The sequence below is a fragment of the Undibacterium sp. YM2 genome (assembly GCF_009937975.1).
GTDB lineage: Bacteria > Pseudomonadota > Gammaproteobacteria > Burkholderiales > Burkholderiaceae_D > Undibacterium.
This window is the reverse complement of sequence record NZ_AP018441.1, coordinates 2,165,013-2,184,388: the sequence shown is the minus strand read 5'-3', so window position 1 is coordinate 2,184,388 and position 19,376 is coordinate 2,165,013. Positions and strand designations below refer to the sequence as shown.

The following is a 19,376-nucleotide window of genomic DNA, read 5'->3' as shown; positions in this document are numbered from 1 at the left end:
ACTGAAAAGTCGCCAGCAGCCCGTGCATGACACCAGGCTGTAATGTCAGGGACAACCGTTAAAAGAGAAGCATCATGAATAATACCAATGCAGATACGATCAAGCAGCTTATCGCCGACCTGATGGCCTGGCTCAGCAAAAGCTTTGACACAACGGCAGCCTGGGTGACCAAATTATCCTGGTGGAAGTTTTTCTTGTTTGCCATTATCACCATCACTGCAGGCAGCATGCTGCAGGACATGCTGTTCACGTCGGAAGAAAAGGTGGTTGTCACAAAAAGCAGCCCATCTGGCAAATCCAGCAAGGCAAAAAAAACCAGCAAGATCAGCGATGGTGATACCAGTATAGAAATAGACAATACTGGCCTGCATATCCGTAAAAACAATATTGACGGCAAGGGCAAGCAGATAGAGATTGATGAGAACGGTGTCCACATCAGCAAGGACAGCGGCATTACTCCCCCTGCTCCGCCCTCGGCACCAGCCGCCCCTGGTGCAGTTGCACCTCCCGCACCACCAACACCTCCTAGCCCGCCGTCAATCTCAGAGAATGACGATATCCACATCAAGCTGCCTGCTGAAATAGCCAAGGAAATCAGCGAAGAAATCAATAATGCAGTTGCCGACGCTGCCGATGAAGAAGTACGTAGCTATAAACGCACCTCTTCCAAATGGTTTGTCAACTTCGTGGTCTTGCTGGTATTTGGCCTGTTTGGCATGAAAGCCCTGATGAGCGGCAAAGTCCGTGCCGAAGAAAAGGCCAAGGAAGCTGGCATGGCAGCCGAGCGCGAATCGCTGTTGCGTCAGGTCAGCGAAGCGCAGATGCAAATGATGCAGGCGCAAGTGGAGCCACATTTTCTGTTCAATACCCTGGCCTCGGTCGAGCATTTGATAGAAACCGATCCTCCACGTGCCGCTGCCATGCAGCGCAGCCTGATCGCCTATTTGCGTGCTGTCCTGCCACAAATGCGTGAAAATGCCAGCGTGACCAATCTCGGACGTGAAGCAGATATGATCAAATCCTATCTGGAGTTACTGAAAATGCGCATGGAAGAAAGACTGAATGTCGATTTCATCATGCCTGAAGGTTTGCGCAGCGCGTCTTTCCCACCGATGATGTTGCAATCCCTGGTAGAAAATGCCATCAAACATGGCCTGGAATGCAAGGCAGAAGGCGGCACCATACGCTTCCACGCCGAGGTTGCGCATAACAAGTTGCGTGTCTCAGTGACGGACGATGGACTGGGATTTGGTGCCATGCCCAGCAATGGCACTGGCCTGGGATTGCAAAATATACGCGAACGTCTGAAATTGATTTATAAAGAAAAAGGGCAAATGATCATTACGCCCAATCAACCCAGCGGAGTTTGCGTTACTATAGAAATCCCTTACGAATTAGCCAATTAATAACGACTATGCCAACAGCAATACTCGCCGATGATGAAAGACTGATGCGCGACCAGTTAAAGTCGCGCCTGGAACAAGTCTGGCCCGAGCTGGAAATTCTGGATGAAGCAAAAAATGGCGAGGAAGCTGTCGCCCTGGTCGAAACACACAAACCAGACCTGGTTTTCCTGGACATACGCATGCCGGTCAAAACCGGGCTGGAAGCGGCCAAGGACATAGGCAACAAGGCGCATATCGTTTTCATCACAGCTTACGATCAATATGCGATACAGGCTTTTGATCATGGTGCAGTTGATTATGTACTCAAGCCCGCCGACGTAGAGAGGCTGACGCGCACGGTAGAAAGACTCAAGGCAAGGTTAACTGCCCAGAGCCAGCCAAATGACATGAGCACCATGCTGTCACAACTGGCAAAACAGATGGGCATAGCACCCAAGCCCAATTACCTGCAATGGATACAGGCATCGATAGGCCAGGAATTGCGACTGATACCGGTAGAAGAAATTCTGTTCTTCCAGTCTGACGAAAAATATACGCGGGTACAGACCGCCACTTACGAAGCGCTTATACGCAAACCTGTGCGCGATCTGGCAGATGAACTCGACCCTGCCCTGTTCTGGCAAATCCACAGATCGACCCTGGTGAATGCCAAGGCCATTTCTGGCGTAGTGCGCGACCTGCGTGGCCGCCACCTGGTGCAGATCAAGGGGCTGACTGAGAAACTCGAGGTCAGCCGCAGCTTTGTGCATTTGTTCAAGCAGATGTAAGCCTTACGCCTCTCCAATAAAAAAGCCTCGCTTCATGATGAAGCGAGGCTTTTTTTCTGAAAAAACATTATCCTGACTTAAAGGATATGTCTGCCTATCCACCAGGCTATGGCTGCCACAAAAGCAGAAGCCGGGATTGTCAAAATCCATGCCCAGACGATGTTGCCGGCAACACCCCAGCGCACAGCAGACATTTTTTGTGCAGAGCCTACACCAACGATCGCACCAGTAATGGTGTGCGTTGTCGATACAGGAATACCCAGTACCGTTGCCATGATCAGGGTGATGGCACCACCGGTTTCAGCACAAAAACCGCCTACTGGTTTGAGTTTGGTGATTTTCTGACCCATGGTTTTCACGATACGCCAGCCACCAAACAAGGTACCCAGGCCTATGGCTGCATAGCAGGAATACACTACCCAGCTCGGCGGGCCTTTATCAGCCTCACTGGAATAACCGGCAGCAATCAACAACATCCAGATGATGCCCATGGTCTTTTGAGCATCATTACCACCATGTCCCAGACTGAAGACAGAAGCCGATACCAGTTGCAGGCGACGGAACCATTTATCCACTTTCCTTGGTGTCGACTTAACGAACAGCCAGGAGACGATCAGCATCATCACGGAACCCAGCACAAAGCCCAGCAAGGGTGACAAGACGATAAACAAGATGATCTTGTACAGACCGGCAGCAATCAGGGCCCCAGTACCTTCTTTCGCCACGGCAGCGCCTATCAGGCCGCCAATCAGGGCGTGTGAAGATGAAGACGGGATACCGAAATACCAGGTCACCAGATTCCAGAATATCGCCCCGACCAGGGCACCAAAGATGACATAGTGATCAACAATGACAGGATCAATCGTACCTTTGCCTATGGTCTTGGCAACCGACAGGTTAAAAACAAAAAAAGCAAATACATTGAATAAGGCAGCCATGGCTACAGCCTGGCTAGGCTTCAATACTCCCGTCGATACAACGGTTGCGATCGCATTGGCGGCATCATGGAAGCCGTTCATGAAATCGAATAACAATGCCAGTACCACCAATAAGATGATGACATACAGGCTCATATGAAAGGATTGCATAAAAGTGAATTCCCTTGTTCGCTCTCTGCATTGACAGAGAACTGTTAAGCGTCAATTAAGCGTCAAAATAAAAAAGTCAGACGCTTAAGCGTTCTCAACAATAATGCCTTCTATGATATTGGCGACATCCTCACAACGATCCGTTACTGTTTCCAGAATTTCGTAAATCGCTTTGAGTTTGATCAGATTGCGGACATCAGGTTCATCGCGGAACAGTTTGGACATGGCAGCGCGCATGACATGGTCAGCGTCCGATTCCAGGCGGTCGATTTCTTCGCACAGTGCCAGAATTTCGCGGGAATTATCCATGTTGTGCAGCAAGGCTACGGCTGCCTTCACTTTCTCGGCACAACCCAGGCAAAGTTCAGCAAGGCGCTTGGCTTCTGGTGTGATTTCACGGATATCGTACAGGGAGATGGTCTGGCCCGCATCTTCCAGCAAATCCAGAATATCATCCATCCGTGTGATCAGTTTATGGATGTCATCACGATCCAGTGGTGTGATGAAGGTTTTGTGCAACAATTCTATCGTGTTGTAAGTGACAGTATCAGCCTGTTTTTCTATGCTCTCTATCGCGTGAACACGGATCTCCAGGTCATCAAAGTTCGTCATCAGGGCAACCATTTCCTTGGAGCCTTTGACACATAACTCAGCATGTTGATTGAAGAGTTCAAAAAATTTGCCCTCGGTGGGCATCAAGCGTCCAAACATTTTATTCTCACTGAAAATATAAGATTTCTAGAATTGCCCAGGAAAGTGCATGCATACAAACATACCTGGCAACACTGTTCTACTTTTAAGTCTTTACAACACCACTTCGTCTCTACCAAGCAATCAATATCAGTTCATACTTTTTTTAATATTATTCGTTATCACCAAACACGGACAAATGACCGACGTAGTTATCGAATTTGGTGTATTCACCCAGGAAAGTCAGACGCACGCTACCAATGGGGCCGTTACGCTGCTTACCAATAATGATTTCTGCCGTCCCCTTGTCCGGTGAATCCGGGTTGTACACCTGGTCGCGATACAAAAAGATGATGACGTCAGCATCCTGTTCAATCGCACCAGATTCACGCAAGTCAGACATGACAGGACGTTTATTTGGTCTTTGTTCCAGGGAGCGGTTCAACTGGGATAAGGCAATCACTGGACAATGCAGTTCTTTTGCCAGGCCCTTCAAGTTACGGGAAATTTCAGAAATCTCGGTCGCACGGTTTTCACCGGCATTATTGGCTGACATCAATTGCAAGTAATCGACTATCACCAAACCCAGTTTGCCACATTGGCGCGCCAGGCGGCGTGAGCGTGCACGCAACTCAATTGAACTCAGCGCTGGAGTTTCATCAATGTACAACTGCGCATCATTCATTTTTTGTATCGCATGCGTCAGGCGGGGCCAGTCTTCATCAGTCAGCTTGCCGACCCGCAGGCGGCTTTGATCCAGACGACCTACCGAGCCCAGCATACGCATGGCCAACTGAGCGCCACCCATCTCCATGGAGAACACGGCGACTGGCAAGCCACTGTCTATCGCCACGTTCTCACCTATATTCAGCGAGAAGGCCGTTTTACCCATGGATGGACGTCCCGCCACAATGATCAGATCACCCGGCTGCAAACCTGAAGTCATTTTGTCCAGATCAACAAAACCGGTAGGCACACCGGTAATATCGTTCTGGTTGTCGCGGTTGTACAATTCATCAATGCGTTCAACCACTTGTGTCAGCAAGGGCTGGATGGCCTGGAAACCTTGTGCTCCACGCGCGCCCTCTTCGGCGATGGCAAAAATCTTGGATTCCGCCGCGTCCAGCATTTGCTTGACCTCTTTCCCTTGCGGGTTAAAGGCGTCTCCTGAAATCTCATCTGCCACGGTAATCAGCTTGCGCAAGACACCGCGGTCACGCACGATCTCTGCGTAGCGGCGTATATTCGCAGCCGAAGGTGTATTCTGCGCGAGCGCGTTGAGGTAGGTCAGGCCGCCGGCGTCTTCTGCCTTGCCCATGCCATTCAGGGCTTCATACACAGTGATGACGTCAGCAGGACGGGAAGAATTGATCAATTTGACCATGCACTGGAAAATGATCCTGTGGTCATAACGATAAAAATCTTCTTCGTTGATGAAGTCAGCGATACGATCCCAGGCGGCATTATCAAGCAGCAAACCTCCGAGAACAGATTGCTCTGCTTCTATGGAATGAGGGGGGACACGCAAGGCATCAAGTTGAGGATCAGAACCAGCTTTCATGGCGCGCATTATAACCGTTAAATCAGACTATCAGAACGTCCCAGCATGGAGAAATGAACCAGTTTGTGACAAGTTTGTGACAAATAGCGAAATCGCTCAAAATTCGGCCATCCACATAAAAAAAGCCGGGAAAACCCGGCTTTTTTGAATTTGCCAAGAAAGCAAATTAAGCGTGTTCGCCCAATACAGCAACGATAACGTCAACTACCACATCAGTGTGCAGAGCAACGGAAACACTGTGATCGCCAGCGATCTTCAACGGACCTTGTGGCAAACGCACTTGTGCTTTTTCTACCGCAAAACCTTGTTTAGTCAGGGCTTCAGCGATATCAGCATTAGTAACAGAACCAAACAAACGGCCATCTACACCCGCTTTTTGTGTGATTTGTACGGTCAGACCGGACAGTTTTTCGCCTTGAGCTTGAGCTGCTGCCAATTTGGCTGCTGCTGCTTTTTCCAGTTCAGCGCGTTTAGCTTCGAATTCAGCAACTGCAGCTGTCGTAGCACGACGAGCCATACGTTGTGGAATCAAAAAGTTACGTGCATAGCCGTCTTTTACGCGAACTACATCACCCAGATTGCCGAGATTAACGACTTTATCCAACAGAATAACTTGCATATTTTTCTCCTTTACCTTGTCGTCAATTACGCTGTGTGCAAATCAGTGTATGGCAGCAACGCGAGGTAACGTGCACGTTTGATTGCAGTGTCAACTTGACGTTGATACAGCGCTTTTGTACCGGTCAAACGTGCTGGCATGATTTTGCCGTTTTCTTGCACGAAATCTTTCAGTGTGTCGATGTCTTTGTAGTCAACTTTTTCTACATGTGCTGCTGTGAAGCGGCAGAATTTTTTGCGTTTGAACAAAGGGTTTTGTTGTTGACGCTTTTGCTTCAATTTGCTTTTGTCGAATTTTTTACCGAATGCCATTTTTGGCTCCTAATCTAGTAAATGTGTCCCGAATTCAGTGATATGAAAAACGAGACTTTTGCTATTGCGATTTTTGCGCGCTAAAAAACCGGTGAATTCCATGGGCTGTTCCAGGGCAATTTCTGTAAAACGCTGGGATATTTCACCAGCAGCCATCGCAGAAATCTCAAACTCGACCTGGCGGACAGTGTTCGCCTCACGAGTTTCTGAACTATGCATCAAGGTAGCAGAAGCTATCGGGATACCGGCCGGGGTGTAGCGCAATGCGCTTTTTCCCACAATCCGGGCTACGAGCTTCAGCTGATTCACTATTTTTTACGCGACCTTTGTCAATTATTAAGCAGCAGGCGCTTCAACACGTTGCGCTTTTGCAGCATCTTCTTTCTGAACAGCTTTCATCATAGGAGAAGGTGTTGTTTCTGCTTTTTTCAATTTGACTGTCAGGTGACGCAAGACAGCATCATTGAATTTGAATGCTGTTTCCAACTCGAGCAGAGTTTCAGCATCGCATTCGATGTTCATGCAAACGTAGTGCGCTTTCGCCAGTTTTTGAATCATGTAAGCCAGTTGACGACGGCCCCAGTCTTCAACGCGGTGGATTTGACCACCACGGGCTACAACACTTGCCTTGTAGCGCTCGATCATTGCAGGAACTTGCTCGCTCTGATCTGGATGTACGATAAATACGATTTCATAATGACGCATATATTCTCCTTGTGGACAATAAAAATAGCCCGCCTCGGCGTCAAGACGAGTGCGGGAAGAGGAAAGCCGACAATAATAACCCAGTTTTTCATATTGATCAATTAGATCAGTGACTTAGGCAATTTATCTGCCAATTCCTCATCGTAAGTGAGGTATTTTTTTCACATTTCTCATTAATTACGGTCATTTTGACTTGCATATTCAGCTTTACTGTATAAAAATACAGACTGCTTGTATATACAGCACCTTAACACTAGAAAACGCCATGCTCAAACTCACTTCCCGACAGGAACAAATCCTGAACCTGATCAAAGACGCCATTCAAAACACGGGGTTTCCTCCTACTCGTGCCGAGATTGCGACAGAGCTGGGGTTCCGCTCTACCAATGCTGCTGAAGAACATCTGCAAGCCCTGGCACGCAAAGGCGTCATAGAAATTGCGGCAGGTACTTCACGCGGTATACGCCTGCTGGAGTCAGAGTTGTCCAGCCATATCACAGGCAAGCAACTGGCCTTGCCTCACCCCGCTCTATTGCAACTTGCCCTGCCACTGGTTGGCCGCGTTGCCGCTGGCTCCCCGATACTGGCGAGTGAACACATAGAATCCACTTACCACGTAGATCCTGCCCTGTTTTCTGCCAAGCCGGATTTTTTACTAAAGGTACGCGGCATGTCCATGCGCGATGCTGGCATACTTGACGGTGACTTGCTGGCCGTCAAAAAGGCTGACAGTGCCCGCAATGGCCAGATCGTGGTTGCGCGCCTGGGTGATGATGTGACCGTCAAGCGCTACAAAAAAACTGGCAGCCTGATAGAGCTGATGCCAGAGAACCCGGATTATCCCGTGATCAAGATTGGCGACTCGGAAGAAGATTTCGCGCTGGAAGGTCTGGCTGTCGGCCTCATGCGCAACTGGGTTTGAGGTCAGCCCGGGCGTGATTTTACCCTCTCGTTTGCTTCACGCCCGGGCAGAATCTCAAGCTTATATTTCAAGCTATTTGTTTCTGTCTACTGGCAAGCCCGCCTTGCTTCCTCTCATTAAGTGACTCACTCTCAGCTGAGATAAGCGACAGATATAAAAAAACGTCCGGACTTTCCGGACGTTTTTCATTTCAGAGCAACAAGCTGTTGCTTCAGAAGCTTAGTGCTTAACAACCGTTGTATCTGCAGGTGCTTCAGCTGGCGCAGTGGCGGGCGTTGCAGCCGCCACAGAAACAGGCTCATCCACCAAAGGAACAGGCTGGGTTTCCAGTGCAATTTCCAGGACCTTGTCTATCCACCTGACCGGGATGATTTCCAGTTTGTTTTTTACATTGTCCGGGATCTCTGCCAGATCCTTGGCATTTTCCTCAGGTATCAAGACTGTCTTGATGCCACCACGGTGAGCAGCCAGCAATTTCTCTTTCAAGCCACCGATAGGCAATACTTCACCACGCAAGGTGATTTCACCTGTCATGGCAACATCAGCACGAACCGGGATGCCTGTAAACACTGACACCAGAGCCGTGGTCATGGCTATACCGGCAGATGGACCATCTTTTGGTGTTGCGCCTTCTGGTACATGGATATGGATGTCGCTCTTCTCGAATACATCTGCCTTGATACCCAGACGTTTGGCGCGGCTGCGTACCACAGTGCGGGCTGCTTCTATCGATTCTTTCATGACATCGCCCAGTGTACCTGTGCGTATCACACCGCCTTTACCTGGCATATTGACAGCTTCTATGGTCAGCAAATCGCCACCCACTTCCGTCCAGGCCAAACCGACTACCTGACCAATCTGATTATCCTTGACGGCAACACCAAAGTCATAGCGACGTACACCCAGGTATTTATCCAGATTTTTAGAATTGACCGTAGCTTTTTTCTCGGTCTTTTTGAGCAAGAGCATTTTCACGACCTTGCGGCAAATCTTGGAGATTTCCCTTTCCAGCGAACGCACACCGGCTTCACGGGTGTAATAACGAATGATGTCGCGTATTGCACTTTCAGCCACGGTGATTTCGCCTTCTTTCAAACCATTGTTCTTGATTTGTTTAGGCAACAGATAACGCTGGGCAATGCTGGTCTTTTCATCTTCGGTATAACCCGACAGACGTATCACTTCCATCCTGTCCAGCAATGCTGGCGGGATATTGTAAGAGTTGGACGTCGCTACAAACATCACATCGGACAAATCGAAATCGACTTCGATATAGTGGTCCGAGAAAGTGTGATTTTGCTCAGGGTCCAATACCTCCAGCAAGGCAGACGAAGGGTCGCCACGGAAGTCAGCACCCATCTTATCGACTTCATCCAGCAGGAATAATGGATTACGTACACCGACCTTGGACAGGCTTTGCAAGATTTTGCCTGGCATGGAGCCTATGTAAGTACGGCGATGACCGCGAATTTCTGCCTCATCACGCACGCCACCGAGGGCCATACGCACGAACTTGCGGTTCGTGGCACGGGCGATGGATTGCCCCAGCGAGGTTTTACCCACACCTGGAGGACCTACCAGACACAGGATAGGCGCTTTCAACTTGTCGACGCGCTGTTGTACTGCAAGATATTCCAGGATGCGTTCTTTGACCTTATCGAGGCCAAAGTGTTCGTCTTCCAATACTTTTTCAGCATTCGTCAAATCATTATTGACCTTGGATTTTTTCTTCCATGGCAAATTGACGATAGTGTCGATGTAATTACGGACGACAGTAGCTTCTGCCGACATAGGCGACATCATCTTGAGTTTTTTCAACTCATTCTGTGCTTTGTCGCGGGCTTCTTTAGGCATTTTGGCGGCCAGGATTTTTTTCTCCAGCTCGTCAATATCAGCGCCCTCTTCACCCTCGCCCAGCTCTTTCTGTATAGCCTTGACTTGCTCGTTCAGGTAATACTCGCGCTGGGATTTTTCCATCTGGCGCTTGACGCGACCACGGATGCGCTTTTCAACTTGCAAGATATCGAGCTCGCCTTCGAGCTGACCCAGCAAATGTTCAAGACGTTTTGCCACACTGAAAATTTCCAGGATGACCTGTTTTTGTTCCAGCTTCAAAGGCAGGTGCGCGGCGATGGTATCAGCCAGGCGACCAGCGTCATCAATGCCGGACAGGGATGCCAGAATTTCTGGTGGAATCTTTTTGTTCAGTTTGACGTATTGGTCAAATTGCTGAACGATAGTACGGCGCATAGCCTCGACTTCTGACTCATCACCTTCATCGACGGCGATCGGTGTCAGGTCAGCAAAGAAATGCGACTCAGAATCATGGATCTTGCTGATGCGCGCACGTTGCGCACCTTCGACCAGCACCTTGACAGTGCCGTCGGGCAATTTCAGCATTTGCAGAATATTGGCAATACAGCCAATTTCATAGATATCATCTGCCGAAGGTTCATCCTTGGCAGCAGCTTTCTGGGCAGCAAGCATGATGCTCTTGCCCTGGTCCATAGCGGCTTCGAGGGCTTTAATGGATTTGGGGCGGCCCACAAACAGGGGGATTACCATGTGCGGGAATACAACGACATCACGCAGTGGCAACAACGGCAATTGGGTTTGTTCGGTAATCAGAGTAGTCGTCATGGCGCACCTTTCATAAATACTGGTTAACAATGTTGGCGCACTGGGCGGAAACACAAGCCCATTCTGGAAAAAAACAATAAAAAAAGCCACTCAGAGAGCTTCTCCGGGTAGCTTTACGATTGAAGCCAGAATCGTTTGGTTAAACCATTGTACTTCGAATCAAATTAAAAAAAGGCAAAATAAATAAAAATGGGGAGCTAAGTCCCCATTTTTGTTACTTCGCAGCAAACAATGCCATCAGGCACCAGATACTTTTGGCTGCTCATGGTAAATCAGCAAGGGTTTGGCGCCATTCGTAATGGTATTTTCATCAATGACAACTTTTTCCACATTCTGATGGCTAGGCAAGTCATACATGACATCCAGCAGAGCATGCTCAAGGATGGAACGCAGGCCACGAGCACCAGTTTTCCGCGCAATGGCCTTCTTGGCAATCGCTTGCAAGGCCGCGGGGCGAATATCCAGTTCAGTACCTTCCATCTCCAGCAATTTTGCATATTGCTTGATCAGCGCATTTTTGGGCTCAACCAGGATTTGTATCAGCGCTGCTTCATCCAGTTCATTAAGCGTAGCAATCACAGGCAAACGACCAACCAGTTCAGGAATGAGACCAAACTTGATCAAATCCTGCGGCTCTGCGTCTTGCATGACTTCGCTGGCGCTCTTTTCAGTCTGGCTCTTGACGCTGGCAGAGAAACCTATGCTGCTGCGCTCTGAACGGTCAGAAATGATCTTGGCCAGGCCATCAAATGCACCACCGCAGATGAACATGATGTTGGTGGTGTCGATCTGGATGAAATCCTGATTCGGATGCTTGCGACCACCTTGAGGTGGCACTGACGCCATGGTACCTTCAACCAACTTCAGCAAGGCCTGTTGCACGCCCTCACCGGATACGTCACGGGTGATCGAAGGATTATCAGATTTACGGGAAATCTTGTCGATTTCATCGATATAGACGATACCTTTTTGTGCGCGCTCGACCTCATAATTGCAATTTTGCAGCAATTTCTGGATGATGTTTTCTACGTCCTCACCAACATAGCCAGCTTCAGTCAGGGTAGTCGCATCGGCGATGACGAAAGGCACATTCAGCATGCGTGCCAGTGTTTGCGCCAGCAAGGTTTTACCAGAGCCGGTAGGACCTACCAGCAGAATATTGCTCTTTGCCAGTTCAACGTCATCTTTTTTACCGAGATGTTTGAGGCGCTTGTAATGGTTGTATACAGCCACTGCCAGGATGCGCTTGGCATTCAACTGGCCAATGACGTACTGATCCAGCAAATCCGTGATTTCCTGTGGTGTAGGCAACTCAGTTTTAGCACTGGCAATATTATCAATCTCTGACACTTCGTCACGAATGATGTCATTGCACAGATCGATACACTCGTCGCAGATGAATACGGATGGCCCAGCTATTAATTTTTTAACCTCATGCTGACTCTTGCCGCAAAACGAGCAATAGAGCAACTTTTCTCCGCTGGAGGATTTTTTATCGGGCATGATACGTATATGAAATAAACAAAATTAATCTATAAACTGATGATTAAACGCTGGCTGGACAGAGCCTGGACTCAGGCCTCAGCCACGCACATTAAACATTAATAATCTCAGCTTCTTGGTCTTGCATATTACCTGCAAAAACGTCTTTCGTCATGACATCAATATGCAACAATGGGGAGCAAAGAGACATTATAGAACAGAATAAAAAAACGCCCGGACCATCATGGAACAGGCGTTTTTCTTTTGATAAGCAATGTGCTTGGGGGATTTAAGCGCGATGCGCCAGCACCTTATCGATCAGACCATATTCCGCAGCAGCATCTGCTGACATGAAATTATCACGATCTGTATCTTTGGCAATTTGCTCCAGGCTGCGGCCAGTTTTTTCAGCCAGTATGCCATTCAGGCGCTCACGCAGATACAGGATTTCACGTGCCTGAATTTCAATATCAGATGCCTGACCTTGAGCGCCGCCCAGAGGTTGATGAATCATGATACGGGAATTTGGCAAAGAGAAGCGCTTGCCCTTGGCACCTGCTGCCAGCAAAAAGGCACCCATGGATGCCGCCATACCGGTACACAGGGTAGATACGTCAGGCTTGATGAACTCCATGGTATCGAAAATCGCCATACCAGCAGATACCGAACCACCAGGAGAGTTGATGTAAAGTGAAATATCCTTATCAGGATTTTCACTTTCCAAAAACAGCAACTGCGCAACAACAAGATTGGCAGTCTGATCATTGACCGGACCTACCAGGAAAATCACACGCTCCTTGAGCAAGCGTGAGTAGATGTCGTATGAACGCTCACCCCTGCCGCTTTGCTCAATCACCATAGGCACCATGCCCAGCATGTTTGTGTCCAGTGCCGAATTACGGATGATGCCTGTCATGTGTTTTCCTTTATTTGTTACGCTTGTGCGTTGTTACCCATCAATTCGTCGAAAGGCAGAACTTTGTCTGTGACTTTCGCTTTACCCAACACATAGTTAACGACGTTTTCTTCTAATACAAGGGCTTCAACTTCAGCCAGACGATTGCGGTCGCTGAAATAATATTTAACGACTTGCTGCGGATCTTCGTAGCTTTGAGCAAAATCTTCAACTTGCGCCTTGATTTGTTCAGTTGTCGCTTGCAGATTGTTAGCCTTTACCAGCTCAGCCAGGATCAAGCCCAGGCGAACGCGGCGCTCAGCTTGTGCATTGAACAAGTCAGCAGGGAAAGGCACATCTTTGACGTTCATGCCGCGTTGCGCCATGTCCTGACGTGTCATTTCTGCCAGACGTTCGCTGTCTTGAGCAACCAGAGTTTTTGGCACGTCAAATTCCACGACCTTGACCAATGCGTCCATCACGCTTTCTTTAGTCTTGGATTTGACACGGCCACGTACTTCGCGTTCCAAGTTGTCTTTGATATCTGCGCGCATCTTGACCAGGTCGCCATCTTCCACACCCAGCATTTTGGCAAACTCGGAATCCACTTCAGGCATATGCGCCCATTCCAGTTTTGTCAAAGTGATCGTGAATTCTGCAGTTTTACCTGCGACGTCCTTGCCATGATAGTCTTCAGGGAAAGCCAGTGGGAAAGTCTTGGATTCGCCGACTTTCAGACCGATAGTTGCGGCTTCAAACTCAGGCAACATGCGGCCTTCGCCCAGTACGAATGCAAAACCATCAGCTTTGCCGCCAGCAAATTCGACGCCGTCGATCTTGCCAACAAAATCTACTGTAGCGCGATCGCCATTTTGTGCGGACTGGTCTGCACCACCGTCACCATGCGCGCCCTGCTCGCCTTTAACGTGGAAATGGACACGTTGCTTGCGCAGGATATCGATGGTTTTATCGATTTCAGCGTCAGTTACGTCAGATTTGACTTGTTCAACTTCTGCAACAGCCAAATCACCCACTGTAATTTCTGGATACACCTCGAAAGTTGCATCGAATGCCAAGCTGCCTTCAGCCACGTCTGATCCAGACTTTGGCTCTATGCTTGGGTAACCAGCAACACGCAATTTGTTTTCATTTGCTGCAGCAGCAAAAGCCTGGCCGACTTTGTCGTTCAGTACTTCTGTTTCTACTTGATAGCCATATTGGGCGGCTACCATTTTCATAGGTACTTTACCAGGACGGAAACCAGGCGCTTTTGCTGTGCGTGCGCGCTGTTTCAAACGCTTTTCAACTTCCGATTGCACATCAGCGACCGGGAAGGAAATCGTCAAACGGCGTTCCAATTTATCTAAAGTTTCGACTGCAGTTGCCATGAAAATCGTCCAAATAGTAAAAATTCTGTGGTGCGAGGAGGGGGACTCGAACCCCCACACCATTGCTGGCGTCAGGACCTAAACCTGGTGCGTCTACCAATTTCGCCATCCTCGCGGGATGTATGTTTATGTTCACCGGCGCAATGCCGCCACACGTTCTGCACGGCCGTCACAAAAGCAAAGGGCGACCCGAAATTCAAGCGTCGCCCAAAACTGATGTATGTGGCATTACAACTCCAGCCCGATATTCTACTGGATTTTATCGGCATGTGCCTTATTTTTTTAAATACAAGCTCAATGCAGGTGCTTTAAGCCCTTGATGCAGGCAAGATTGGCGGATTTAAGCCATTTTTCGTTCCCACCTACACTATGGCAGGCGGGAACGACATCAGACACATACCTAGAACATGCGCCTAGAGGCTGGTTTTCTTGACCCTGAACCAGGCAGCATACAAGGCTGGCAAGAATAACAAGGTCAATGCTGTTGCGATAACCAAACCACCCATGATGGCAACCGCCATTGGGCCCCAGAACACGGAACGTGACAAAGGTATCATCGCCAGCACCGCTGCTGCTGCCGTCAGGATAATAGGCCTGAAACGGCGCACCGCAGACTCAACAATCGCCTCCCATGGTGGCACGCCCTCACCTATGTCATGCTCAATCTGGTCAATCAGAATGACAGAGTTACGGATGATCATACCAAACAGGGCAATGACACCGAGCTGAGCAACGAAGCCAAATGGACGCTGCAATATCAGCAAGGCCATCGCTGCCCCCGCCACACCCAAAGGCCCAGTCAGGAACACCAGCACAGAGCGCGAGAAACTATGTAATTGCAACATCAACAAGGTGAAGATGATGAAAATCACAAATGGCACGTTGGCAGCAATTGACTCCTGCGCCTTGCCACTGTCAGCAGCTGCACCTGCCAGTTCTATCTTGTAACCTGGCAAGAGACTGGCCCTGATCTGGTCAAGCTTGGGCGAAATCTGGCTGGACACAGTTGGCCCCTGTATGCCATCAACCACGTCAGACTGCACCGTTACTGCCCATTCGCGACCTTCACGCCAGACCACACCCGGCTCCCATACCAGATTGATACGGGCGACCTGGGACAAAGGCACAAATTTGCCACTGCCAGTTGGCACATTGGCATTACCCAATGCTTCTATGGTAGAACGCTCATCGACTGGTTGACGCACGACAATATCAATCAGCTTGTTGCCATCACGGAACTGACCAACAGTCGTACCCGTCAGGATGGTGTTGGCAGCACGCATCACGGCTTGCGAAGTAATGCCCAATGCACGCAACTTATCCTGGTCGAGGTCAATACGCACTACCTTGACTGATTCATTCCAGTTGTCATTCACACCAACGGTATTCGGGTTGGCACGCATGACCTCTTTGACGCGATCAGCAATTTCCCTGACTTTGGTCACTTCCAGACCGGTGACACGGAACTGCACAGGATAAGGAACCGGCGGACCATTTGGCAAAAGTTTCACACGACCACGCACCTCAGGAAAATCATTCTTGAATGCTTCAATGATCTTCAGGCGCAAAGCTGCCCTCGCCTTCAGGTCTTTGGGCAATACCACAATCTGCGACACGTTGGTCTGCGGGAAAATCTGATCCAGCGGCAGATAGAAACGTGGGCTACCCGTACCGACATAGCTGGTCACACTTTCCACGCCCTGCTGTTTTTGCATGAAGGCTTCAAACTTCTTGGCCTGTGCTTCCGTGGCCTGGAAGGATGAACCTTCGGGCAGCCACAACTCCACCATCAATTCAGGACGGCTTGAATCGGGGAAGAACTGTTGCTCAATGAATTTGAATCCATACACGCCCAGACCAAACACACCCAGCGTAATGATGATGGTAGTCTTGCGCCAATTAACGCACCAGTTCACCAAGGCACGGAAACGGGTATAAAAAGGTGTATCAAAAATCTCATGCTCACTGCCACCAGAGCCGCCATGTGGTTTCACCTTCAGCAACAAATAACCCAGATAAGGCGTAAAAATAACCGCCGCCAGCCAGGAAATCAGCAAAGCCAGGGCATTTACCGAGAACATCGAGAAGGTATACTCACCCGCTGCAGATTTTGCCAGGCCGATAGGCAAGAAGCCCGCAGCCGTGATCAGAGTACCAGTCAGCATGGGCATCGCCGTTGATGTGTAGGCAAAGGTTGCCGCATCAAAGCGCGAGAAACCTTCTTCCATCTTACGAACCATCATTTCAACCGCGATAATCGCATCATCGACCAGCAAACCCAGGGCAATGATCAGGGCACCCAGCGATATCTTGTGCAAATCGATATCAAAGATGCGCATGAACAGGAAGGTAATTGCCAATACCAACGGTATCGTCAAACCAACCACCAAACCAGGCCAGATATCGAGGCGGAAAGGTTTAGTATGCAAACCCAAGGCCAGGAAACTGACTGCAAGAACAATGACGACCGCCTCTATCAATGTGCGGATAAATTCACCGACAGAAGACTTCACCGCATCCGGCTGATTGGTCACCTGCTCCAGGGTAATGCCTACTGGCAGTTTTGCCTTGATTTCAGCAACATCAACTTGCAGGTGTTTGCCCAGCTCTATGATATTGCCGCCCTTTTCCATGGAAATACCGAGGCCGACAACTTCTTTTCCATTAAAGCGCATCTTGTCTTGCGGCGGGTTTTTATACTCACGTTTGACGGTAGCAAAATCACCCAGGCGGAAAGTCGTGCCATTGGCGCGCAATTGCAGGTTTTCCAGCTCTTTAACCGTCATCAGCGCGCCAGAAACGCGCACTTGCAGGTTATCTGTCGAGGTGGTCAGAACCCCCGTAGCTTCCACACCATTCTGAGAATTGATTTGCCCCACGATGGAATCAAAAGGCACGCCCAGTTGCGAGAATTTCTTTTGCGAGAATTCAATGTTGATTTTCTCGTCCTGCACACCAAACAACTCTACTTTGGAGACAGAAGGGATGCGCAAGAATTGCTGACGCACAAAATCGGCATATTCCTTGACTTCTTCATACTTGAAACCATCGCCGGACAAGGCAAAGATGGAGCCATAGGTATCGCCGAATTCATCATTGAAGAAAGGACCTATGACACCCGGGGGCAAAGTCCCGCGTATATCACTGATCTTCTTGCGCACCTGGTACCAGGCCTGCGGCGTTTCCTTGGGCGGCGTCGATTCACGCAATTGCAGGATGATTAAAGTCTCACCTGGTTTGGAGTAGCTGCGTATCTTGTCTATATAAGGCGTTTCTTGCAGCTTTTTTTCCAGCTTGTCAGTCACCTGGTCTGCCATTTGCAAAGCGGTGGCACCTGGCCAGATAGCCCGCACCACCATCGCACGGAAAGTAAATGGCGGATCTTCATCCTGCCCGAGTTTGCCATAGCTGAGTATGCCTCCCAGCAAAAGCACAACCATCAGGTAGCGCGTCAGCGGGATATGCTCCAGCGCCCACCTGGATAAATTGAAACCACGTGAGGAATCACTCATTTGGCAGCTCCTGCTGCTGGTGCTGCCTGCGCTGCAGGAGCTACGGACGCAGCATCACTGGCAGCGGCCACAGACTTGGCCGGGGCGGGGGCAGTTTCCACACCGAGTATGGTTACTTTCTGGCCATTCTTGAGCAGGTTGGCACCCGCCGTCACCACTACCTGACCTGGCTTGACACCACCAGCCAGCAAAGCTTCTTCGCCAGAAGAACCAGCTACTTGAACCGGCACCAGCCTGACTACGCCAGATTCGACCACCCAGACTGAAGAAACATTTTTTTCCTGAAACAAGGCAGTCAAAGGCACTTTGATTGCACTATTCGGATTTTTCGCATTGAAGCTGACATAAGCCGTCATGCCCAGTTGTACATCCTTGTTATCACCAGCAAGGCTGACTTTGGCAGTGTAAGTGCGGGTGACAGGATCAGCCATAGGTGACAATTCACGCAATTTACCAGGTATGGTCTGGCCAGGGTTGGCCCACAAACGTACATTGACATCCGTCAGTTGGCGGATGGAATTGACCTTGTCTTCAGGTACACCAACGATAACGTCCATGGCCCCCAATTGGGCTACGCGCACCACTGGCGTGCCAGCGGCAACCACCTGCCCCACCTCGGCATCAATGCCTGTCACCACTCCATCAACATCAGCTACCAGGCTGGTATAGGAAGACTGGTTGGACTGGTTTTTATAAGCTGCCAGAGCCTGTTCATAAGTTGATTGCGCCGATTTGTAAGCGACTTCTTTGCCATCCAGCACGGCGGCGGCCACAAAATTCTTGGAGCGCAACTCCTGATAACGCTTCAATTCAGCCTTGGCCAGATCACGGTTACTCTCGGCTGCGGTCAGCCCTGCCTTGGCCTGGACCTGCGCCAGCGCCAGGTCCTGAGGGTCAAGCTGCATCAATACCTGGCCGCGCTTGACCAGCGTACCGGCATCCACTTTACGGGCAACGATTTTGCCCGGCACGCGAAAACCCAGGCGTGATTCTATGCGCGGACGCACTTCACCAGTCAGCTCAGCATTGATATCTATATTACTGCTCGCCAGGGTAATGGTTCTGACCGGACGTATGTCTTCGGTTTTTTCGGCAGGTTTGGAGCAAGCCAGCAATAGTGTTGCAGAAGCAAGAATGAAGGCGAATTGGGCAGCGCGCCTTCCAGCAAACTGCCTCGCTTGAGGATGGATGGTAGTTTCTGGTGTTAACACAGGAGTTTTCCTTTACTATGCTGGCTTTCAGGGCCGGAACAAAACGGGCAAAAATGACAATGTGATTTTATTAATATTCAATATTGACTGCATGCTACTATCAAGTAACTGACTTTGCGGTTAGTAATTATAGTTAAGCATCTTGTTTTTGCCAATGACTTTTCGGTCATTAAGACTTT

General features: G+C 49.4%; 16 protein-coding genes and 1 tRNA gene. 3 read left to right on the top strand and 14 right to left on the bottom strand.

The genetic code is table 11. The features are described from left to right. Positions 1 to 74 precede the first annotated feature (74 nt). Together UNDYM_RS09825 and UNDYM_RS09820 are read left to right on the top strand one after the other, a co-directional pair. Positions 75 to 1,406, top strand: coding sequence for a sensor histidine kinase (locus UNDYM_RS09825; protein WP_162040884.1), 1,332 nt, complete (start codon positions 75 to 77; stop codon positions 1,404 to 1,406). Positions 1,407 to 1,414: 8 nt separating this feature from the next. Continuing rightward, positions 1,415 to 2,173 (top strand): LytTR family DNA-binding domain-containing protein, encoded by a 759-nt coding sequence (locus UNDYM_RS09820; RefSeq protein WP_162040883.1) that lies wholly within the window; start codon positions 1,415 to 1,417, stop codon positions 2,171 to 2,173. 77 nt (positions 2,174 to 2,250) lie between these two features. Here UNDYM_RS09820 and UNDYM_RS09815 read toward each other — a convergent pair whose 3' ends face one another. The 7 genes from UNDYM_RS09815 to rpsF form a co-directional block, all read right to left on the bottom strand. Further along, entirely contained in the window at positions 2,251 to 3,261 is a 1,011-nt protein-coding gene (locus UNDYM_RS09815; RefSeq protein ID WP_162040882.1) for an inorganic phosphate transporter, read from the bottom strand. Between the two features lie 84 nt (positions 3,262 to 3,345). After that, positions 3,346 to 3,972, bottom strand: coding sequence for a DUF47 domain-containing protein (locus UNDYM_RS09810; RefSeq protein ID WP_110252962.1), 627 nt, complete (start codon positions 3,970 to 3,972; stop codon positions 3,346 to 3,348). 151 nt (positions 3,973 to 4,123) lie between these two features. Further along, positions 4,124 to 5,512 carry a replicative DNA helicase gene (locus UNDYM_RS09805; protein ID WP_162044543.1) on the bottom strand — a complete coding sequence of 463 codons (1,389 nt, stop codon included), beginning with the start codon at positions 5,510 to 5,512 and terminating at the stop codon, positions 4,124 to 4,126. A 166-nt stretch (positions 5,513 to 5,678) separates the two neighbouring features. Next, the gene (rplI, locus tag UNDYM_RS09800) at positions 5,679 to 6,131 is read right to left on the bottom strand and encodes a 50S ribosomal protein L9 (RefSeq protein ID WP_162040881.1); all 453 of its coding nucleotides are present in this window, start codon (positions 6,129 to 6,131) and stop codon (positions 5,679 to 5,681) included. Positions 6,132 to 6,157: 26 nt separating this feature from the next. Continuing rightward, positions 6,158 to 6,442, bottom strand: coding sequence for a 30S ribosomal protein S18 (gene rpsR / locus UNDYM_RS09795; RefSeq protein ID WP_110252960.1), 285 nt, complete (start codon positions 6,440 to 6,442; stop codon positions 6,158 to 6,160). Between the two features lie 9 nt (positions 6,443 to 6,451). Then, positions 6,452 to 6,751, bottom strand: coding sequence for a primosomal replication protein N (gene priB, locus UNDYM_RS09790; protein ID WP_162040880.1), 300 nt, complete (start codon positions 6,749 to 6,751; stop codon positions 6,452 to 6,454). 27 nt (positions 6,752 to 6,778) lie between these two features. Continuing rightward, complete coding sequence (rpsF, locus tag UNDYM_RS09785) at positions 6,779 to 7,147, bottom strand: 30S ribosomal protein S6 (RefSeq protein ID WP_162040879.1); 369 nt, start codon at positions 7,145 to 7,147, stop codon at positions 6,779 to 6,781. Between the two features lie 265 nt (positions 7,148 to 7,412). Between rpsF and lexA the strand changes: the two genes are divergently transcribed. Next, positions 7,413 to 8,069: a transcriptional repressor LexA gene (gene lexA, locus UNDYM_RS09780; protein ID WP_162040877.1), complete on the top strand. Its 657-nt coding sequence runs from the start codon at positions 7,413 to 7,415 to the stop codon at positions 8,067 to 8,069. A 219-nt stretch (positions 8,070 to 8,288) separates the two neighbouring features. On the opposite strand, the gene lon is transcribed toward lexA, so the two are convergent. The 7 genes from lon to UNDYM_RS09745 all read right to left on the bottom strand — a co-directional run bounded on the left by lon (position 8,289) and on the right by UNDYM_RS09745 (position 19,197). Continuing rightward, positions 8,289 to 10,709, bottom strand: a complete 2,421-nt coding sequence (gene lon, locus UNDYM_RS09775) for an endopeptidase La (protein WP_162040876.1) — start codon at positions 10,707 to 10,709, stop codon at positions 8,289 to 8,291. A gap of 237 nt (positions 10,710 to 10,946) precedes the next feature. Continuing rightward, entirely contained in the window at positions 10,947 to 12,212 is a 1,266-nt protein-coding gene (gene clpX, locus UNDYM_RS09770; RefSeq protein ID WP_162040875.1) for an ATP-dependent Clp protease ATP-binding subunit ClpX, read from the bottom strand. A gap of 268 nt (positions 12,213 to 12,480) precedes the next feature. After that, positions 12,481 to 13,107, bottom strand: a complete 627-nt coding sequence (gene clpP, locus UNDYM_RS09765) for an ATP-dependent Clp endopeptidase proteolytic subunit ClpP (RefSeq protein ID WP_162040873.1) — start codon at positions 13,105 to 13,107, stop codon at positions 12,481 to 12,483. Positions 13,108 to 13,124: 17 nt separating this feature from the next. Then, entirely contained in the window at positions 13,125 to 14,474 is a 1,350-nt protein-coding gene (tig, locus tag UNDYM_RS09760) for a trigger factor (RefSeq protein WP_162040872.1), read from the bottom strand. 28 nt (positions 14,475 to 14,502) lie between these two features. Further along, positions 14,503 to 14,589 (bottom strand) — tRNA-Leu (locus UNDYM_RS09755). A gap of 298 nt (positions 14,590 to 14,887) precedes the next feature. Further along, a complete protein-coding gene (locus UNDYM_RS09750; protein WP_162040871.1) occupies positions 14,888 to 17,986 on the bottom strand; it encodes an efflux RND transporter permease subunit in 3,099 nt (1,032 codons plus the stop codon). Continuing rightward, on the bottom strand, positions 17,983 to 19,197 hold the full coding sequence (locus UNDYM_RS09745) for an efflux RND transporter periplasmic adaptor subunit (protein ID WP_232063906.1): 1,215 nt from the start codon (positions 19,195 to 19,197) through the stop codon (positions 17,983 to 17,985). Before UNDYM_RS09745 ends, UNDYM_RS09750 begins: the two co-directional genes overlap by 4 nt. Positions 19,198 to 19,376: the final 179 nt, after the last annotated feature.

Coding starts and splice junctions, on each gene's coding strand:
- UNDYM_RS09825 (WP_162040884.1), top strand. CDS start 75: ATGAATAATACCAATGCAGATACGATCAAGCAGCTTATCGCCGACCTG.
- UNDYM_RS09820 (WP_162040883.1), top strand. CDS start 1,415: ATGCCAACAGCAATACTCGCCGATGATGAAAGACTGATGCGCGACCAG.
- UNDYM_RS09815 (WP_162040882.1), bottom strand. CDS start 3,261: ATGCAATCCTTTCATATGAGCCTGTATGTCATCATCTTATTGGTGGTA.
- UNDYM_RS09810 (WP_110252962.1), bottom strand. CDS start 3,972: ATGTTTGGACGCTTGATGCCCACCGAGGGCAAATTTTTTGAACTCTTC.
- UNDYM_RS09805 (WP_162044543.1), bottom strand. CDS start 5,512: ATGAAAGCTGGTTCTGATCCTCAACTTGATGCCTTGCGTGTCCCCCCT.
- rplI (WP_162040881.1), bottom strand. CDS start 6,131: ATGCAAGTTATTCTGTTGGATAAAGTCGTTAATCTCGGCAATCTGGGT.
- rpsR (WP_110252960.1), bottom strand. CDS start 6,442: ATGGCATTCGGTAAAAAATTCGACAAAAGCAAATTGAAGCAAAAGCGT.
- rpsF (WP_162040879.1), bottom strand. CDS start 7,147: ATGCGTCATTATGAAATCGTATTTATCGTACATCCAGATCAGAGCGAG.
- lexA (WP_162040877.1), top strand. CDS start 7,413: ATGCTCAAACTCACTTCCCGACAGGAACAAATCCTGAACCTGATCAAA.
- lon (WP_162040876.1), bottom strand. CDS start 10,709: ATGACGACTACTCTGATTACCGAACAAACCCAATTGCCGTTGTTGCCA.
- clpX (WP_162040875.1), bottom strand. CDS start 12,212: ATGCCCGATAAAAAATCCTCCAGCGGAGAAAAGTTGCTCTATTGCTCG.
- clpP (WP_162040873.1), bottom strand. CDS start 13,107: ATGACAGGCATCATCCGTAATTCGGCACTGGACACAAACATGCTGGGC.
- tig (WP_162040872.1), bottom strand. CDS start 14,474: ATGGCAACTGCAGTCGAAACTTTAGATAAATTGGAACGCCGTTTGACG.
- UNDYM_RS09750 (WP_162040871.1), bottom strand. CDS start 17,986: ATGAGTGATTCCTCACGTGGTTTCAATTTATCCAGGTGGGCGCTGGAG.